Here is a 17,568-nt window from a genome sequence, read left to right as displayed (position 1 = left end):
AGCGGTTCGCACTGTTTGATGCATACGAGAACGGCGGCCATTGGCCGCCGTTTTTGATGGAATGCCGCATCACCTGTGCACGGCTTGCTCAGGCGTTGAGCACTTCCAGCACGCGGCCGTTGGGCAGCTTCAGGCCCTGGGGGCGCTGGGTGTCGATCAGCTCTGCAAGGCGGCCGGCGTTGGGGCATTGCAACATCATGTAGTTGACGTCGAAGTTGAGCTTGTCGACCAGGAAATCGATGAAGGCGCGCACCTTGGGTGAGACCAGCCCGCCGCCGGCAAACACGGCGTTGAAGTCGTATTCCGGCCCGGTCCAGCCGGCCAGGACACGGCGCAGCATGCCCGATTCGACGAAAGGCTTGGCCATCACGTCGCTGCTCAGCATCAGGCCTTCGCCGGCAACGAGCATGGTGTTCAATGCGGCCGGGTCGTTGGCCACCAGGGCCGGGTTGACCATGAATTCCTGCATCTCGCCGCCGGCTTCGGCCAGCGTCCAGCTGAAGCGGTTGTTCTGGTTGTGGGCCTTGCGCACGGCCAGTGTGCGGTGGAACTGCAGTTCGCTGGGGTGGCGTGGTTCGCCATAGCGCTTGATATAGCCGGGGCTGGCAAAGACCTGGGTGCGCAGGCGGCCCAGTTTGCGTGCAACCAGGTTGGAGTCGGGCAGTGGCCCCACGCGCAGTGCCAGGTCGGCCTCACCGGCGATGAGGTCCAGGTTCTCGTTGCCCAGGTGCATGTCCACGCGGATTTCCGGGTACTGCGCCTGGAATTGGCTCAACAGCGGTGCAATCCACATCGTTCCCATGGAGTAGGGCACGGTGAAACGCAGCCAGCCGCGTGGGCCGGATTGCAGCTGGCTCACCGCGCTTTCAGCCTGTTCCAGTTCGCGGGCGATGCGCTGGCAGTGCTCGTAGTAGACCGAGCCGGCTTCGGTGAGGCCCAGGCGGCGCGTGGTCCGGTTCAACAGGCGGGCGCCAAGTCGGCTTTCCAGTTCCTGCACCTTGCGGCTGACCGTGGTCTTGGGTTGCCCGAGCAGGCGGGCGGCAGCGGTGAAGCTGCCCTGTTCGACCACCTTGACGAAGATCAGGGTGTCGTTGAGATCGTTGGCCATTGGGGGGCGCTCTTGCGGCAGCGGGATTGTGCCGGCGACGGGATGATTATTCCCTTCAATTCGTACTAATCAAGTCTGGATTAGAGGATTACTGTTCCCTCCTCCGCCAAGTCCGGATCTGCAGCCATGCGCCTGCGCTACCTCCCACAATTTCGACAGACCCGCCGTGTCCCGGCGCTCTCCGGTAATTCCCGTTACCGTTTTTTTGCCAACAAGCTGAATCCATTGGACTTTGAAGGGCGCTTCAGTGGCCCCGATGTGACGGATTTGTCTGTCGTTGATGGTGTGGAGCGGAAGGCCAGGGTGCGCTGGTTGCCCGTCTTTGTCCCACCAGTGGGAGAAAAATTTCCGTGAGCGGGACACTTCGCCTCGCTATTCGGTGGCCCATCGCCGCCATTTCGGCCGCACCTGCGCGCTGCCGCGCAGAAACGCCTCCGGGTTTTGACGCATGTGCCCGCACGTCCACCCGATTCGCCTTGTTGTTTTCCCCCGCTCTCCAGGATGCATGACATGAACGGTATCTCCTTCCCCTCCCGCATCACCCGGCGTCTTGCCGGCTTTGCCCTGTCCGCGCTCGCTGTTGCGGTTCTGGCCGCCTGCAGTGGCGGCCATGCCGAAGAAGCCGGCATGCCGCCGGCCCCCGAGGTCAGCGCTGCGCCTGTGCTGATCAAGCAGGTCAGCCAATGGGACGAGTTCAGCGGCCGCGTCGAAGCGGTGCAGAGTGTTGAGCTGCGCCCGCGCGTGTCCGGCTATATCGACAAGGTCAATTACGTCGAAGGCCAGGAAGTAAAGAAGGGCGATGTGCTGTTCACCATCGACGCCCGCAGCTACCAGGCCGAGTTCAACCGCGCGCAGGCCGAACTGGCACGCGCACGCACACAGGCGGGCTTGGCACGCAGTGAATCCGAACGCGCGCGTCGTCTTGCCGAACAACAGGCCATTGCCGCGGAAACGGCCGAACAGCGCCGGGCTGCTGCCGACCAGGCCGGTGCGCAGGTGATGGCCGCCCAGGCCGCATTGGACGCAGCGCGCTTGAACCTGGAGTTCACCAAGGTGCGTGCACCGATTGATGGCCGTGCCGGGCGCGCGATGGTCACCGCCGGCAACCTGGTTACCGCCGGTGACGCGGCCAGCGTGCTGACCACGCTGGTGTCGCTGGATACGGTGCACGTGTACTTCGATGCCGACGAATCCACCTTCCTGCGTTACGCGCAGATGGCACGCGAAGGCGAGCGCCCGAGCGAGCGCGACCAGGCATTGCCGGTGCAGGTGGGCCTCAGCGGCGAAGAAGGTTTCCCGCATGAAGGCAAGGTCGATTTCCTCGACAACCAGGTCGCGCGCAGCACCGGCACCATCGGCGTGCGTGCCCTGCTGGACAACCGTGAGCGCCAGTTCACCCCGGGCCTGTTCGCACGCGTGCGGTTGCTGGGCAGCGGTGAGTTCCAGGCCATGTTGATCGACGAAAAGGCCGTGCTCACCGACCAGGACCGCAAGTATGTGTACGTGGTGGACAAGGACGGCAAGGCACAGCGGCGTGATGTGGCGCTGGGTCGCAATGCCGAGGGCCTGCGCATTGTCGAACAGGGCCTGGCTGCGGGTGACAAGGTGATCATCGATGGCGTGCAGAAGGTCTTCATGCCCGGCATGCCGGTGCAGGCCAAGCCGGTGGCGATGCAGCCCTTGCCGGTTGCCGCCGGCAAAACCGCATCGCTGAACTGATCCACGGTTTGTTTTGATGCCGGCGCCAGGCCGGTCACGCGTCTTCGTCCAAACGGCCGAGGGCAGGGTGGCTGCATGCCGACGCCGGCCTTCTCAAGGATTTCCTCACATGGATTTTTCCCGTTTCTTCATCGACAGGCCGATCTTCGCGGCGGTGTTGTCGATTGTGATCTTCGCCGCTGGCCTGATCAGCATCCCGATCCTGCCCATCGGTGAGTACCCGGAAGTGGTGCCGCCGTCGGTGGTGGTGCGCACGGTGTATCCGGGCGCCAACCCCAAGGTCATCGCCGAGACCGTGGCCACGCCGCTGGAAGAGGCCATCAATGGCGTCGAGGGCATGATGTACCTCAAGTCGGTGGCCGGCTCCGACGGCGTGCTGCAGATGACCATCACCTTCCGCCCGGGCATTGACCCGGACGAAGCGGCGGTGAAAGTGCAGAACCGCGTCGCCCAGGCGCAGGCGCGCCTGCCCGAGGATGTACGTCGCCAGGGCGTGACCACGCAGAAGCAGTCGCCCACCTTCCTGATGGTGGTGCACCTGACCTCGCCCAATGGCAAGTACGACACGCTCTACCTGCGCAACTACGCACGCCTGCACGTCAAGGACGCGCTGGCGCGCATCCAGGGCGTGGGCGATGCACAGATCTTCGGTGGCGGTGACTACGCCATGCGTGCGTGGCTGGATCCGGACCGCGTGGCCTCGCGCGGGCTGACCGCCAGCGATGTGGTGCGCGCCATGCGCGAGCAGAACGTACAGGTGTCGGCTGGCCAGCTTGGCGCCGAGCCCATGCCCAACAGCCAGTTCCTGACCCTGATCAACGCCCAGGGCCGCCTGCGCAGCGAGCAGGAGTTCGGCGACATCGTGCTCAAGAGCGGTGCCGATGGTGAAGTGGTGCGGCTGTCGGATGTGGCCCGCGTTGAACTGGGCGCCGGCGACTACACCCTGCGTTCGCAGCTGGACGGAAAGAACGCGGTCGGCATCGGTATCTTCCAGGCCCCCGGCGCCAACGCGCTGGAAATCCGCGATGCGGTGATCGGCACCATGGACGAGATGCAGAAGCGCTTCCCGGCCGACGTGAAGTACGAGGCGGTGTACGACACCACCATCTTTGTGCGTGATTCGATCAAGGCCGTGGTCACCACGCTGCTGGAAGCCATCGCGCTGGTGGTGCTGGTGGTGATTCTGTTCCTGCAGACCTGGCGCGCCTCGATCATCCCCTTGATCGCCGTGCCGGTGTCCATCGTCGGTACCTTCGCCGCGCTGTACCTGCTGGGCTTCTCGATCAACACGTTGAGCCTGTTCGGCCTGGTGCTGGCCATCGGCATCGTGGTCGATGACGCCATCGTGGTGGTGGAAAACGTCGAACGAAACATCGAGGAAGGTCTGTCGCCGACGGCTGCGGCGCACCAGGCGATGAAGGAAGTGTCCGGGCCGATCATCGCCATCGCGCTGGTGCTGTGTGCGGTGTTCGTGCCGATGGCGTTCCTGTCCGGCGTCACCGGCCAGTTCTACAAGCAGTTCGCGGTGACCATTGCCATTTCCACGGTGATTTCGGCAATCAACTCGCTGACCCTGTCGCCGGCGCTGGCCGCGCGTTTGCTCAAGCCACACGGCGCGCCGAAGGATGGCCCGACGCGCTTGATCGACCGTCTGTTCGGCTGGGTATTCCGCCCGTTCAACCGTTTCTTCAAATCCAGCTCGGAGAAGTACGAGCGCGGAGTGTCGAAGATTCTCGGCCGTCGCGGCGCGGTGTTCCTGGTGTATGCGGTGTTGCTGCTGGGCACCGGCGTGATCTTCAAGCTGGTCCCGCCGGGCTTCATTCCCACCCAGGACAAGCTGTACCTGATTGCGGGCGTGAAGCTGCCGGAAGGTTCGTCCATTGCACGCACCGATGAAATGCTGCGCAAGGTGGCCAAGATTGCCCAGGAAACCGATGGCGTCGCGCACACTATTTCCTTCCCCGGCTTGAATGCGCTGCAGTTCACCAACACGCCCAACACCGGCGTGGCCTTCATCCCGCTCAAGCCGTTCAGTGAGCGCAAGGGCCGCACCGCCGCGCAGATCAACGCCGAGATCAACCAGAAAATCGCTGGTTTGAAAGAGGGCTTTGCGTTCGCAATGATGCCGCCGCCGATCCTTGGACTGGGTAACGGCAACGGCTACCAGATGTTCATCGAGGACCGTGGCAACCTTGGCTACGGCGCGTTGCAGAATGCGGTGCAGTCGATGCAGGGTGCGGTGGCGCAGACACCGGGCATGGCGTATCCGATCACCAGCTACCAGGCCAACGTGCCGCAGCTGGATGCGGAAGTGGATCGCGTCAAGGCCAAGGCGCAGGGCGTGCAGCTGACCGAGTTGTTCGACACGCTGCAGACCTATCTGGGTTCGGCCTACGTCAACGACTTCAACCAGTTTGGTCGTACCTGGCAGGTGATCGCACAGGCCGACGGCCAGTTCCGCGACAGCGTGGAAGACATCGGCAAGCTGCGTACCCGCAATGATCGCGGCGAGATGGTGCCGATTGGTTCCATGGTGACGGTCAAGGAAACCTACGGCCCCGACCCGGTGCTGCGTTTCAACGGCTACCCGGCCGCTGATCTGGCCGGTGAAGCCGACCCGCGCATGCTGTCCTCGGCCGAGGCGATGAACAAGCTGACCGAGATCGCAGGCAAGGTGTTGCCGGCCGGCATGGTCACCGAGTGGACCGACCTGAGCTACCAGCAGGCCACGCAGGGCAAGGCGGCGTTCATCGTGTTCCCGGTGGCGATCCTGCTGGCGTTCCTGGTGCTGGCGGCGCTGTACGAAAGCTGGTCGCTGCCGCTGGCGGTGATCCTGATCGTGCCAATGACCCTGCTGTCGGCCCTGTTCGGCGTGTGGTTGACCGGCGGCGACAACAACGTGTTCGTGCAGGTGGGCCTGGTGGTGTTGATGGGCCTGGCATGTAAGAACGCGATCCTGATCGTCGAGTTCGCCCGCGAGTTGGAGATGGGCGGCAAGGGCATCGTTGAAGCCGCGCTGGAAGCCTGCCGCCTGCGTCTGCGTCCGATCGTGATGACCTCCATCGCCTTCATCGCCGGCACGATTCCGCTGGTGCTGTCGCATGGTGCAGGCGCTGAAGTGCGCTCGGTAACCGGCATCACGGTGTTTGCCGGCATGTTGGGCGTGACGCTGTTCGGCCTGTTCCTGACCCCGGTGTTCTACGTCGCACTGCGCAAGTTCGTCTCCCGCAATGGCGGCGGCAAGCTGGTGCAGCACGGCGAGCCGACCATTTATCACTGACAGCTGGCGCATCGTCATTCACGCTGGTGCGGGAATGACGATCCCCTCGCGGAAATGAGGGGCTAACAACCCCTCGCGAGAATGCTGGGCTAACAATCCCCTCTCCCGTTTACGGGAGAGGGGTAGGGGTGAGGGCGCTCTTGCCCTCAATCCGTCATTCCTGCAAAGGCGGGAATGACAATCTGAAAGCCCTCTGCAGTCGTCCCAATCAAATCCCCCATGAGAAGAAATCAATGAACACTCACAACGACAAGATCGCGCTGGTCACCGGCGCCACCCGTGGTATCGGCACCGAAACGGTGCGCCAGTTGGCGCAGGCCGGTGTGCATACCTTGCTGGCGGGCCGCAAACGTGAAACAGCGGTGGAGCTGGCACTGAAGCTGCAGGCAGAAGGCCTGCCGGTGGAAGCACTGCAACTGGATGTCACCGATGCCGACAGCATCGCCGTTGCGGTGGAGCAGGTGGCCGAACGACACGGCCGCCTCGACATCCTGGTCAACAACGCCGGCGTGCTGCTGGAAGACCCCGCCGTGGCGCCATCCGCGCAACCGCTGGAAGCCTGGCACCGCACCTTCGACACCAATGTGTATGCGCTGGTGGCGGTGACCCAGGCCTTCCTGCCGCTGCTGCAGAAGTCCAGCGCCGGCCGCATCGTCAATGTGTCCAGCGTGCTGGGCTCGCAGACACTGCATGCCGACCCGGCCTCCGACATCTGGGATTTCAAGATCCCGGCTTACAACGCGTCCAAGGCGGCAGTGAACAACTGGACACTGAGCCTGGCCTACGAGCTGCGCAACTCGCCGATCAAGGTCAACACCGTGCATCCGGGCTACGTCAAAACCGACATGAACGGTGGCGAAGGTGAGATCGAGATCGCCGATGGCGCGCGTTCCAGCGTGCAGATGGCGTTGATCGGCAACGATGGCCCGACTGGCAGCTTCACCTATCTGGGCGAGGTGCTGCCATGGTGATGCGCGTGTTAACCGCCGCCGTCGCCAGCGCGTTGCTGGCCGGCTGCGTCAGTGTCGGCCCCAATTACAAGGCACCGCCAGCGCAGGCGGTGCAGTTGCAGGGCAGTGTTGATCCCGCTTTCAGTACGGTCTCGCCGGTGGCCAATTGGTGGTCGCAGTTTGACGACCCGGTGTTGGCACAGCTGGTGCACGGTGCGTTGGCGGAAAACCTTGATCTGCGCATTGCGATGGCGCGGGTGCGTGCCGCACGTGCGGTCTTCACCGAGCAGCGCCTGGACCAGGCGCCGCACGTGACCGCCGGTGGCAGCCAGGACCGCCGCAAGCAGCCCGATCCAGGCTGGGGCGGCGAGCGCATCTACAGCGAAAGCTACCAGCTCGGTTTTGATGCCGGTTGGGAGCTGGACTTGTTTGGCCGGCAACGCCGCGCCGCTGAAGCGGCACGCGCCGATCTCGGCGCCGAGCGCGACAACCTGGTCGATGCACAGGTCACGGTCGCGGCCGAAGTGGCCCGCAACTACTTTGAACTGCGTGGCACGCAGAAGCGTATCGCTGTGGCAAAGCAGACATTGCTCAACCTGCACGAAACCCAGAAGCTCACTGAAACACGGTGGGAGCTGGGTGCAGGCAGCGAGCTGGACGTGCAGAGCAGCCGCGCACGCTTGAAGGCAATTGAAGCTGATATCCCGTTGCTGGAAGTGGCGCAGGTGCAATCGCGGCATCGGCTCGCGGTGCTGCTGGGGCAACGCCCGGATGCATTGAACAGCTTGTTGGAGCCGCGCGAAGTGCCGGCCTTCGCCAAGGCATTGCCGCTGGGCGATACCACCGATCTGCTGCGTCAACGCGCCGATGTACGCGTGGCCGAGCGCCGCCTGGCGGCGGCAACGGCACGCGTGGGTGTGGCGACGGCGGATCTGTTTCCGCGCATCAGCCTGAGTGGTTTTGTCGGCTTCCTCGGCGGTGATGCCAATGGCCTGGTGAACGGCAACAACAAGGCCTGGTCACTGACCCCGTCGATCAGCTGGGCCGCGTTCGACTTCGGTACGGTGCGCGCACGCTTGCGTGCCAGCAAGGCGCAGGCTGACGGTGCCGCGGCTGAGTACGAAAAGGCGGTGCTGCTGGCATTGGAGGACACCGAGAACGCCCTGGTGCGTTACGCCAAGGAGCAGGCGCGTCTGGCAATCATTGCCGAGCAGGCACAGGCAGCGCGTCGCGCGGCAAGCCTGGCGCAGATCCGTTACCGCGAAGGCTCGGAGGATTTCCTCGCCTTGCTGGATGCGCAGCGCAACCAACTGGCGGCGGATGATGCATTGGCGTCGGCCGAAGCAACGGTGAACGTCAATGTGGTGGCGGTGTACAAGGCGCTGGGTGGTGGTGTGGTGCCGGTGGAGAGTGTGGCGCTGCATTAAGTCGATGTGCGATGGCGGTTGCTTTCCCCCTCTCCCCAACCCCTCTCCCGCGAGGGGAGAGGGGCTCTATGTCATGCGAGCTGAAGCAATATCGGCAACTGCAGCTGTAAAGCCCCTCTCCCCCCGCGGGAGAGGGGTTGGGGAGAGGGGGGAGAGCGACCCCAACAAAAAGAGGCGGCCAATGGCCGCCTCTTCTCATTCAGCGCTGGCTACCGCAGCTCAGGCCGCGTTGGCCTGCTCACGGCGCGGGCCTTCAACCAGCGCGCGGCCCACCATCTCCACCAGCAGATCGAGTTCTTCTTCATCCATGTCGAAATGCGGGGTGAAACGCAGCGAGTTCTCGCCACCGTGGATGACGTTGACACCGTGCATGCGCAGCCATTCCTCGGTGGAACCGGCGCCATAGCACTTGAACTGCGGCGCAAGTTCGCAGGAGAACAGCAGGCCGGTGCCCTGCACCTTGGTGATCAGCCCGCCGAGCTTGGCTTTCAAGGCTTCCAGCTTCTGCACCGACTGTTCGCCACGCAGGCGGATGTTCTCGCGCACCTGCGGCGACAGGCGGGCGAGGGTGGCGCAGGCCACGTCCAGCGCTCGCGGGTTGGTGGTCATGGTGTTGCCGTACACACCCTTGCGATACAGGCCAGCGGCATGCTCGGTCACCGCCAACACGGAGAGCGGGAACTGCGCGCCGTTCAGTGCCTTGGAATAGGTTTCCATGTCCGGCGGGTCGAGCGTTTCGTAGCCGGGGTAATCGACGAACGACAGCGTGCCGTGCGCGCGCAGCGCGGCCTGGATGGAGTCGATCAGCAGCAGGCTGCCGTGCTCGCGGGTCAGTTCGCGTGCCAGCTTGTAGAAGCTGGCGGGCACCGCGCGGCCCGGGTCGCCTTCGCCCATCACCGGCTCCAGGAACACCGCTTCAACAAACCAGTTGTTGGCTTCGGCGTCGGCAAATACCTTGCGCAGTGCAGCCTCGTCATACGGGGCGATGGTGATGACGCTGTTTTCGCCGCGGTAGCTGGCCAGGTGCTGGTCATAGGTCTTGCGGCTGGAATCGGAGTACAGCGCCGGGCGATCGGTGCGGCCGTGGAAGCTGCCCTTGATCACCACGCGCTTGATGGTGGCGCCGGCATGGCGCGCGCCCGGGTCGGTCTGCAGCTTGGCGTTGATGTCGGCGATGCGTGCGGCCAGGCCAACGGCTTCGGAGCCGGAGTTCAAACACATGAAATGCGAGAACGGACAGCCGCCACGGGTGTGGCCGATTTCCTGCTGCAGGGCGCGGGTGAAACGGCGCTGGGCCAGGCTTGGGGTCATGATGTTGGCCATCACCTGCGGCTTGGCTGCAGCGGCCATCACGTCGGCGGGCGTGTGGCCGAAACCGAGCATGCCGTAGCCGCCGGCGTCGTACAGCACCGCGCCCTTGAGCGAGACCACCCACGGGCCGGAGGCGGCCAGGGCGATGTAGGGCACCACGGCGTCGTCGGCGTAGAAGTTGACGAAGCCGGCCTGCATGGCGGCGATCTGGTCCTTTTCATCCAGCTCCAGCAGATCGGCGATTTCCGCCTTGACGCGGGCGTATTCCTTGCCGGCCGCTTCGATGGCGCGGGCCAGGTCGGGATGGGCGATGGCCAGGCGCTCGACGCTGGCATCGTCCAGACCCTGGGTAAGGCGGGTGCCGGCGTGCGCGCGAAGCGGGGCGAGGGGGCCGAGTACGGTCATGCTCATCTCCAGAAAAGTCTTGTATAGCCATTATCTGGAGATTCTGGACATATGGCAGCTGTGATCTCGACGTTTTTTCGGTTAATTTCGTCGAATCGACGATTCGGGTGTGCAATGTGAAGATTTCGGCTGCAGATGAGCGCTTGCTTTCGGTCCTGCGCGAGGACGCGCGTGCCTCTACTGCGCAGATTGCCCGGCGGCTGGGCCTGTCGCGTACCACCGTGCAGAGCCGCATCGACCGCATGGAACAGCAGGGGGTGATCGCCGGTTATACGGTGCGCACCCACGAGGACTACGAACAGGGGCAGGTGCGCGCGCACGTCCTGATTACCGTGCTGCCCAAGAAGATGCCGGCCGTGGTCAAGGCGCTGCGGGACATTGCCGAGGTGCGCTCGCTGCATTCGGTCAGCGGCAATCACGACCTGATTGCGATGGTGGTGGTGGGAGGCGTGGGCGAGATGGACGTCGTCACCGATGCCATCGGTGCGGTGGACGGTGTGGAGCGGACCACCAGCGCGATCATTCTTTCGACCAAATTCGAACGCTGAGAGGGTCGGGGAGCCATGGATTGGCGCTGTTTTGGCGTTGCTTTATAAGCCGTCATTCCCGCGAAGGCGCGAATGACGGCAATAAAGGGCAGAGGCAGGGCAGGAGCAAGAACAAGGGCAAAAAAACAGTCCTCCTGTCCCCGAGAGCTACAATAGCCGGCTCCCCCGCAAGACGTTCCGGCCTTGAAGAAGTCCGATTTCCACTACGACCTGCCCGAGGCGTTGATCGCCCAGGCCCCCCTGGCCGAGCGTTCGGCCAGCCGTCTGCTGCTGGTGCCGCCGGTGCCGGGTGCGTTCGATGATCGCCATGTGCGCGACTTGCCGCAGCTGCTGCAGCCCGGCGACCTGCTTATTTTTAATGACACGCGGGTGATTCCGGCGCGCCTGTTCGGGCAGAAGGCCACGGGTGGGCGTGTCGAGATCCTGATCGAGCGCCTGCTCGGCGGGCAACAGGCGCGGGCGCAGATCGGCGCCAGCAAGTCGCCCAAGCCGGGTAGCCGCATCCAGCTCGATGCCGACGGCGAGGCCGAGGTGCTGGGGCGCGATGGCGAGTTCTATGTGCTGCGCTTTGAGATCCCCGAGCCGCTGGAATCCTGGCTGGTGCACGAAGGCCGCCTGCCGTTGCCGCCGTACATCCACCGCGAGCCTGGCGCCGATGACCGCGAGCGTTACCAGACCGTGTTCGCCAAGCAGGTGGGCGCGGTAGCGGCGCCGACCGCGGGCCTGCATTTCGATGAAGCCCTGTTGGCGCAACTGCGTGAGCGCGGTGTCGAGTTCGGCCATGTCACCTTGCATGTGGGCGCGGGCACCTTCCAGCCGGTGCGCGTGGATGACCTCAGTCATCACGTCATGCACCGCGAATGGCTCAACGTCGGCGCCGAGCTGGTCGACAAAGTGCGCCGCACCCGCGCCGCCGGCGGCCGCGTGATTGGTGTGGGTACCACCGTGGTGCGTGCACTGGAGAGTGCCTGGCGCAGGAGCGATGCGATGCCTGAGGGCGAGCTGCTTCCGTATTCGGGTGAAACCCAGATCTTCATCACCCCGGGTTACCGCATCCGCAGCGTCGATGCGATGGTCACCAACTTCCATCTGCCGGAAAGCACGCTGCTGATGATGATCAGCGCATTTGCCGGCAAGGAGCGGGTGTTCGAGGCCTATGCGCATGCCATCGCGCAGCAGTACCGCTTCTTCAGTTATGGCGATGCGATGTTGCTGTTCCCCGCGCAGCAGGGTGCGGCAGTTTGACGCAGTGGGCGTGGCGATGAAAATGAGATAAGTTCTCATTTGTAACCGTTGCCGGCCATGATGGCCGGTTCCGACGACCACTTCTGGAGAATCAAATGCGTCATCCGAAGCGCGCCGCCGGCCATCTGGCTGCCCTGTGTTCCCTCCTTCTTCTGGGCGCCTGCGCCAAGACCGAAACCGCGCCTGCGGCGGCGGGCGACAAGCCTGCGGTTGCCGCGGCAGGCGAGGTCAACCTTTACACCACGCGCGAGCCGGGGCTGATCCAGCCACTGCTGGATGCCTTCACCGCCGACACCGGCATCAAGGTCAACACCGTGCTGCTCAAGGACGGCCTGACCGAGCGTCTGGCTGCCGAAGGTGAGCGCTCTGCCGCCGACGTGCTGATGACCGTGGATACCGGCCGCCTGCTGGACGTGGTGGAAGCCGGCCATACCCAGGTGGTGGCCTCGGACGTGCTCAATGCCGCCATCCCGGCCAACCTGCGTGGCGCGGACGGCCAGTGGTTTGCGCTGTCGCTGCGTGATCGCGTGCTGTACGCGGACAAGGACCTGAAGCTGGACGGCTTCACCTATCAGGACCTGGCCGACCCGAAGTGGAAGGGCCGGGTGTGCATCCGCTCGGGCCAGCACCCGTACAACACCAGCCTGTTCGCCGCGATGATCGCCCATGACGGTGCCGAGAAGACCGAAGCCTGGTTGCGCGGCGTGAAGGACAACCTGGCGCGCAAGGCCGCCGGTGGCGACCGTGATGTCGCCCGCGACATCCTTGCCGGCATCTGCGACATCGGCATCGCCAATGCCTACTACGTGGGCCGCATGAAGAACGCCGAGGAAGGTTCCGAGCAGCGCGCCTGGGGTGAAGCCATCCAGGTGGTGCGCCCGGTGTTTGCCGGCGCCAACGGTGGCACCCACGTGAACATTTCCGGTGCAGCCGTGGCCAAGCATGCGCCCAACCGCGACAACGCCGTCAAGCTGCTCGAATACCTGGTCAGCGATGGTTCGCAGAGCCTGTACGCGCGTGCCAACTACGAATATCCGGTCAAGGCTGGCGTCGAGCTGGACCCGGTGGTGGCCAGCTTCGGCACGATGAATATCGACTCGCTGCCGCTGACCGAGGTGGTGGCCAACCGCAAGCTGGCCAGCGAGCTGGTGGACAAGGTTGGTTTCGACAACTAAGGGTTGCCCGGAAATACGATCAGCCGGTGCCCTCGCAAGGGGCGCCGGCATCGTTTTTTCTGGAATATGCACGTGATGATGATGCGTCGATGGAATCCCTGGCTGGCCACCGCGGTGCTGGCGGCAATGGTCATGCTGGCGCCGGTGGTCGCGCTTGCATTGGCGGCGCTGCAGGGCAGTGCGGGCTTGTGGGGGCACCTGTGGGCGAACGTGTTGCCGGTGGCCTTGCGCAATACCGTGGTGCTGCTGCTGGGGGTTGGCGCCCTGGTCACCGTGCTGGGCACGGGCAGTGCCTGGCTGGTCACTGCCTACCGTTTCCCGGGCCAGCGGTTGTTGAGCTGGGCATTGTTGCTGCCGCTGGCGGTGCCAACCTATATCGCCGCCTACGCCTACCTGGACGTGCTGCATCCGCTGGGGCCGGTGCAGGGGCTCATCCGCGATCTGCTGGGCTACAGCAGCCCGCGTGAATTCCGTCTGCCCGACATCCGGCACCTGGCCGGTTGCATCGTCCTGCTCGGGTTCGTTCTGTATCCGTACGTCTATCTGACAACCCGCGCCCTGTTCATGACCCAGGCTGCAGGTCTGCTGGAAGCGGCACGGACGCTGGGCGCGACACGGGCGCAGCTGTTCCGGCGGGTGGCTCTGCCGCTCGCGCGTCCGGCCATCGCCGTGGGCGTGGCCTTGGCACTGCTGGAGGCACTCAACGATATCGGTGCGTCCGAGTTCCTTGGCGTGCAGACGCTGACTGTCTCCATCTACACCACCTGGGTCAGCCGCGGTGACCTGCCGGGCGCGGCGCAGATCGCCTTGGCGATGCTGTTGCTGGTGGCGGCGCTGCTGATGCTGGAAAAGCACGGTCGGCGTCGTCAACGCTATGCCAGCACCTTGCGGCCACGGCCGATGCAGCCGCAGCGATTGCGCGGAACCAAGGCTGTGTTCGCCTTCGCACTGGGCGCCTTGCCGGTGATGGTGGGCTTTGTGGTGCCTGCGGCGTATCTGGCGTGGGAAGCCGTGCAGCGTGTGCGCATTGCAGGTGTCTCGCCGCAGTTGTGGGGCGCCTTGCAGAACACCATCGGCATTGCCCTGGCGGCAACCGCCGTGGTGATGGCGGTGGGCCTGGTCGTGGCCTGGGCGCTGCGGCTTGCGCAGGTGCGGCGTGGCGGGCGGCTGGCGGCGGCCTGCAGCCGTGTCGCCTCACTGGGGTATGCCATTCCCGGCACGGTGTTGGCGATCGGCCTGCTGGTGCCGATGGGCGCGCTGGATGCGGCGTTCGCCGAGCTGCGTTTCGCCATTGATGGTGGGCGCGCGCAGATGCTGCTGATGGGCACGGCAACCGCGCTGGTGGTGGCCTACACCTTGCGGTTTTTGGCCATATCGGTGGGTGGCATCGAGGCGGGCCTGGCCCGCGTGCCGCAATCGCTGGACCAGGCGGCGGCCAACCTCGGCGAGAGCGCTGGCGGCATGCTGCGCCGTGTCCACCTGCCATTGTTGCGGCCAGCGCTTGCGGCCGCAGCGCTGCTGGTGTTCGTGGACACCATGAAGGAGCTGCCGGCCACGCTGGTGCTGCGGCCCATGAATTTTGAAACCCTGGCGACCTGGCTGTATGCCGAGGCGGCGCGGGGCACCTATGAGGAAGGCGCGGTGGCGGCTTTGTTGATCGTATTGAGTGGCCTGCTGCCGGTGATTCTGCTGGCACGGGCAGGCGCAGCCCATGGAGCGCGGCCATGACGGGTTCACCTCAGTTGCAGTTGCAGGCGCTGCAGCTCGGCTATGCCGGCGCGGGCGGCTTCAAAACGGTGGTCGATGGGCTGTCACTGGAGTTGGAACGCGGTGAAATCGGCTGTCTGCTGGGGGCGTCCGGTTGCGGAAAGACCACGGTGCTGCGCGCCATCAGCGGTTTTGAGCCGTTGCAGCAGGGGCGCATTGTCCTGGGTGGGCGCGAGCTGGATGGCCCCGGCGGCGCGGTGCCAGCGGAGAAGCGTCGGGTCGGGATGATGTTCCAGGATTACGCGCTGTTCCCGCACCTGGATGTCGCCGCCAATGTCGGCTTCGGGCTGCGCGGGCTTGCGCGGGCGCAGCGGCAGCAGCGGATCGATGCGATGTTGTCGCAGGTTGGCCTGGAAGGGCTGGGCAACCGCTATCCGCATGAATTGTCCGGTGGCCAGCAGCAGCGGGTGGCGCTGGCGCGTGCGCTGGCGCCCATGCCTGAACTGCTGTTGCTCGATGAGCCGTTCTCCAACCTGGATGTGACGACCCGCCAACGCCTGGCCGAGGAACTCCGGCAACTGCTCAAGGCCACCGGCACCACGGTGTTGATGGTCACCCATGACCAGTCCGAAGCCTTCGCCATGGCCGACCGCATCGGCGTGATGCAGGCTGGGCAGCTGCTGCAGTGGGATGCAGCCCCGCATTTGTACGGAGCGCCGGTGGACGCCTTTGTCGCCGGCTTCATCGGTCGCGGCGTGGTGCTGCCGGCGTCCTTGCTTGGGATGGGCGATGGAAGCGTGCTGGTGCGGCCGGAAGACCTGCAGCCTGATCCGGGCGGCCAACTGCAGGGCGTACTGGAATCGGTGGTGTTCCGCGGCCCGGGCTACAGCGGCTGGGTCCGTTTGCCGGGTGGTCAGCGCCTGGCGTTGGATTTCGCCGGCCTGCCACCTGCTGTGGGGGAGGGTATTGCCCTGCACTGGGCCAATCCGGCGCCGGTACGCTTCGGCCAATAGCGGCGGCAGCCTGCGATTCGCCCCGGCGGCGCATATCCGCGACAATTGCACGCATTCGTCAGCTATCGATTTCCATGTCCAGATTGCAGTTCAAGCTCCAGACCACCGATGGTCGCGCCCGACGCGGCCAGTTGTCGTTTCCACGGGGCACGGTGCAGACCCCGGCGTTCATGCCGGTCGGCACCTATGGTTCAGTGAAGGGCGTCCTGCCCGAGCAGGTCCGCGCGCTGGGCGCCGAGATCATCCTTGGCAACACCTTCCACCTGTATCTGCGGCCGGGCCTGGATGTGATCGCCGACCACGGCGGCCTGCATGGCTTCTGCCGCTGGGATGGCCCCATCCTCACCGATTCCGGCGGCTTCCAGGTGTTTTCCCTGGCGCATCGCCGAAAGATCACCGAAGAAGGCGTCACCTTCGCTTCGCCCACTGACGGCGCCCGGGTGTTCCTGGGCCCGGAAGAGAGCATGAAGATCCAGAAGACGCTGGATTCGGACATCGTCATGATCTTCGACGAATGCACCCCGTACCCGGCAACCGAGCCGGTGGCGCGCACCTCGATGGAACTGAGCCTGCGCTGGGCCCAGCGCAGCCGCAACGCACACGACGCGCTGGGCAACGATGCGGCGCTGTTCGGCATCGTCCAGGGCGGCGTGCACACCGACCTGCGCAGCCGCTCGGCCGAGGGCCTGCAGCAGATCGGTTTCGACGGCTACGCCATCGGCGGCCTGGCCGTGGGCGAGCCCGAGCACGAGCGCAACGCCATGCTCGACCACATGCACCCGATCCTGCCCGCTGACCGTCCGCGCTACCTGATGGGCGTCGGCCGGCCGGAGGACCTGGTCGAAGGCGTGGCCCGGGGCGTGGACATGTTCGATTGCGTCATGCCCACCCGCAATGCCCGCAACGGGCACTATTTCACCTCGTTCGGCACGGTCCGCATCCGCAACGCCAAGTACGAGCGCGACATGGACCCCATCGAGCCGGGCTGTGGCTGCCATGCCTGCACCAGCGGCTATACGCGCTCCTACCTGCGCCACCTGGACCGCTGCAACGAGATGCTGGCGCCGATGCTGGGCACCCTGCACAACCTGTTCTATTACGAAAAACTGATGGCCGACATGCGCGCGGCCATCGAGGCGGGAACCTTCCTGGCCTTCCGCGAGTCTTTCTACGCAGCCCGGGGCGCCAGCGTCCCGGCGTTGTCGGGGGAGTAGCGGCGCGTTCACGCCGCCCGGGACGATGTCCCGGGGGCGTGGCATACTTCACGGCTGACCACGTTTCGTGGCGATCTCCGGCCCCCGGCCGGGCAGGTCGCCGCCCAACACCAAGGACACAAGATGAATCCGATGGCTATCTTCCTCCCCGTCGCACAGGCCGCTCCGGCCCCGGGCATGGGCACTTTCCTGCTGCCGATCGCCCTGATCGCGGTGATGTACTTCCTGATGATCCGCCCGCAGATGAAGCGCCAGAAGGAACACAAGGCCATGCTGGACAAGATCAGCAAGGGCGATGAAGTGCTGACCTCCGGCGGCATCGCTGGCGTGGTCACCGACATCGGCGACAACTTCGTCACCGTGGAAGTGGCCGACAACGTCCGCATCCGCGTGCAGAAGGGCTCCATCGGCAATGTCCTGCCCAAGGGCACGCTCAAGTCCGCTGCCTGAGGCTGAGTTTCCTTTC

General features: G+C 65.0%; 14 protein-coding genes. 12 read left to right on the top strand and 2 right to left on the bottom strand.

What is annotated here, in order from left to right:
* Positions 1 to 88: 88 nt before the first annotated feature.
* A complete protein-coding gene (locus ACVOLO_RS01120; protein WP_481568427.1) occupies positions 89 to 1,108 on the bottom strand; it encodes a LysR family transcriptional regulator in 1,020 nt (339 codons plus the stop codon).
* A 126-nt stretch (positions 1,109 to 1,234) separates the two neighbouring features.
* Here ACVOLO_RS01120 and ACVOLO_RS01115 point away from each other — a divergent pair, with 126 nt between their 5' ends.
* From ACVOLO_RS01115 to ACVOLO_RS01095, 5 genes are all read left to right on the top strand, one after another.
* Positions 1,235 to 1,462, top strand: coding sequence for a hypothetical protein (locus tag ACVOLO_RS01115; RefSeq protein ID WP_481568426.1), 228 nt, complete (start codon positions 1,235 to 1,237; stop codon positions 1,460 to 1,462).
* 156 nt (positions 1,463 to 1,618) lie between these two features.
* The gene (locus ACVOLO_RS01110) at positions 1,619 to 2,827 is read left to right on the top strand and encodes an efflux RND transporter periplasmic adaptor subunit (protein ID WP_481568425.1); all 1,209 of its coding nucleotides are present in this window, start codon (positions 1,619 to 1,621) and stop codon (positions 2,825 to 2,827) included.
* Positions 2,828 to 2,936: 109 nt separating this feature from the next.
* On the top strand, positions 2,937 to 6,107 hold the full coding sequence (locus ACVOLO_RS01105) for an efflux RND transporter permease subunit (protein ID WP_481568424.1): 3,171 nt from the start codon (positions 2,937 to 2,939) through the stop codon (positions 6,105 to 6,107).
* A gap of 233 nt (positions 6,108 to 6,340) precedes the next feature.
* Positions 6,341 to 7,078 (top strand): SDR family oxidoreductase, encoded by a 738-nt coding sequence (locus ACVOLO_RS01100; protein ID WP_481568423.1) that lies wholly within the window; start codon positions 6,341 to 6,343, stop codon positions 7,076 to 7,078.
* The gene (locus ACVOLO_RS01095; protein ID WP_481568422.1) at positions 7,072 to 8,484 is read left to right on the top strand and encodes an efflux transporter outer membrane subunit; all 1,413 of its coding nucleotides are present in this window, start codon (positions 7,072 to 7,074) and stop codon (positions 8,482 to 8,484) included. Before ACVOLO_RS01100 ends, ACVOLO_RS01095 begins: the two co-directional genes overlap by 7 nt.
* Positions 8,485 to 8,703: 219 nt before the next feature.
* On the opposite strand, the gene ACVOLO_RS01090 is transcribed toward ACVOLO_RS01095, so the two are convergent.
* On the bottom strand, positions 8,704 to 10,200 hold the full coding sequence (locus ACVOLO_RS01090) for an aminotransferase class III-fold pyridoxal phosphate-dependent enzyme (RefSeq protein WP_481568421.1): 1,497 nt from the start codon (positions 10,198 to 10,200) through the stop codon (positions 8,704 to 8,706).
* Between the two features lie 116 nt (positions 10,201 to 10,316).
* On the opposite strand from ACVOLO_RS01090, the gene ACVOLO_RS01085 reads away from it, so the two are divergent.
* The 7 genes from ACVOLO_RS01085 (at position 10,317) to yajC (ending at position 17,552) form a co-directional block, all read left to right on the top strand.
* Positions 10,317 to 10,748 carry an Lrp/AsnC family transcriptional regulator gene (locus tag ACVOLO_RS01085; RefSeq protein ID WP_481568420.1) on the top strand — a complete coding sequence of 144 codons (432 nt, stop codon included), beginning with the start codon at positions 10,317 to 10,319 and terminating at the stop codon, positions 10,746 to 10,748.
* 183 nt (positions 10,749 to 10,931) lie between these two features.
* A complete protein-coding gene (gene queA / locus ACVOLO_RS01080; protein WP_481568419.1) occupies positions 10,932 to 11,993 on the top strand; it encodes a tRNA preQ1(34) S-adenosylmethionine ribosyltransferase-isomerase QueA in 1,062 nt (353 codons plus the stop codon).
* A 95-nt stretch (positions 11,994 to 12,088) separates the two neighbouring features.
* The gene (locus ACVOLO_RS01075) at positions 12,089 to 13,168 is read left to right on the top strand and encodes a Fe(3+) ABC transporter substrate-binding protein (RefSeq protein ID WP_481568418.1); all 1,080 of its coding nucleotides are present in this window, start codon (positions 12,089 to 12,091) and stop codon (positions 13,166 to 13,168) included.
* Positions 13,169 to 13,243: 75 nt separating this feature from the next.
* Positions 13,244 to 14,896 carry an ABC transporter permease gene (locus ACVOLO_RS01070; protein ID WP_481568417.1) on the top strand — a complete coding sequence of 551 codons (1,653 nt, stop codon included), beginning with the start codon at positions 13,244 to 13,246 and terminating at the stop codon, positions 14,894 to 14,896.
* Positions 14,893 to 15,888, top strand: a complete 996-nt coding sequence (locus ACVOLO_RS01065; protein WP_481568416.1) for an ABC transporter ATP-binding protein — start codon at positions 14,893 to 14,895, stop codon at positions 15,886 to 15,888. The genes ACVOLO_RS01070 and ACVOLO_RS01065 overlap by 4 nt, the downstream gene beginning before the upstream one ends.
* Before the next feature lie 74 nt (positions 15,889 to 15,962).
* Positions 15,963 to 17,102 (top strand): tRNA guanosine(34) transglycosylase Tgt, encoded by a 1,140-nt coding sequence (gene tgt / locus ACVOLO_RS01060; protein ID WP_481568415.1) that lies wholly within the window; start codon positions 15,963 to 15,965, stop codon positions 17,100 to 17,102.
* 123 nt (positions 17,103 to 17,225) lie between these two features.
* The gene (yajC, locus tag ACVOLO_RS01055; RefSeq protein WP_481568414.1) at positions 17,226 to 17,552 is read left to right on the top strand and encodes a preprotein translocase subunit YajC; all 327 of its coding nucleotides are present in this window, start codon (positions 17,226 to 17,228) and stop codon (positions 17,550 to 17,552) included.
* The last annotated feature ends 16 nt before the right edge of the window (positions 17,553 to 17,568 follow it).

It is taken from the genome of Stenotrophomonas sp. STEN056 (assembly GCF_056759635.1).
The sequence above is the reverse complement of the archived record's forward strand: the minus strand, read 5'-3'. Positions and strand labels throughout refer to the sequence as shown.

Coding starts and splice junctions, on each gene's coding strand:
- tgt (WP_481568415.1), top strand. CDS start 15,963: ATGTCCAGATTGCAGTTCAAGCTCCAGACCACCGATGGTCGCGCCCGA.
- ACVOLO_RS01110 (WP_481568425.1), top strand. CDS start 1,619: ATGAACGGTATCTCCTTCCCCTCCCGCATCACCCGGCGTCTTGCCGGC.
- ACVOLO_RS01115 (WP_481568426.1), top strand. CDS start 1,235: ATGCGCCTGCGCTACCTCCCACAATTTCGACAGACCCGCCGTGTCCCG.
- ACVOLO_RS01090 (WP_481568421.1), bottom strand. CDS start 10,200: ATGACCGTACTCGGCCCCCTCGCCCCGCTTCGCGCGCACGCCGGCACC.
- ACVOLO_RS01095 (WP_481568422.1), top strand. CDS start 7,072: ATGGTGATGCGCGTGTTAACCGCCGCCGTCGCCAGCGCGTTGCTGGCC.
- ACVOLO_RS01105 (WP_481568424.1), top strand. CDS start 2,937: ATGGATTTTTCCCGTTTCTTCATCGACAGGCCGATCTTCGCGGCGGTG.
- yajC (WP_481568414.1), top strand. CDS start 17,226: ATGAATCCGATGGCTATCTTCCTCCCCGTCGCACAGGCCGCTCCGGCC.
- ACVOLO_RS01100 (WP_481568423.1), top strand. CDS start 6,341: ATGAACACTCACAACGACAAGATCGCGCTGGTCACCGGCGCCACCCGT.
- ACVOLO_RS01075 (WP_481568418.1), top strand. CDS start 12,089: ATGCGTCATCCGAAGCGCGCCGCCGGCCATCTGGCTGCCCTGTGTTCC.
- ACVOLO_RS01070 (WP_481568417.1), top strand. CDS start 13,244: ATGATGATGCGTCGATGGAATCCCTGGCTGGCCACCGCGGTGCTGGCG.
- ACVOLO_RS01065 (WP_481568416.1), top strand. CDS start 14,893: ATGACGGGTTCACCTCAGTTGCAGTTGCAGGCGCTGCAGCTCGGCTAT.
- ACVOLO_RS01120 (WP_481568427.1), bottom strand. CDS start 1,108: ATGGCCAACGATCTCAACGACACCCTGATCTTCGTCAAGGTGGTCGAA.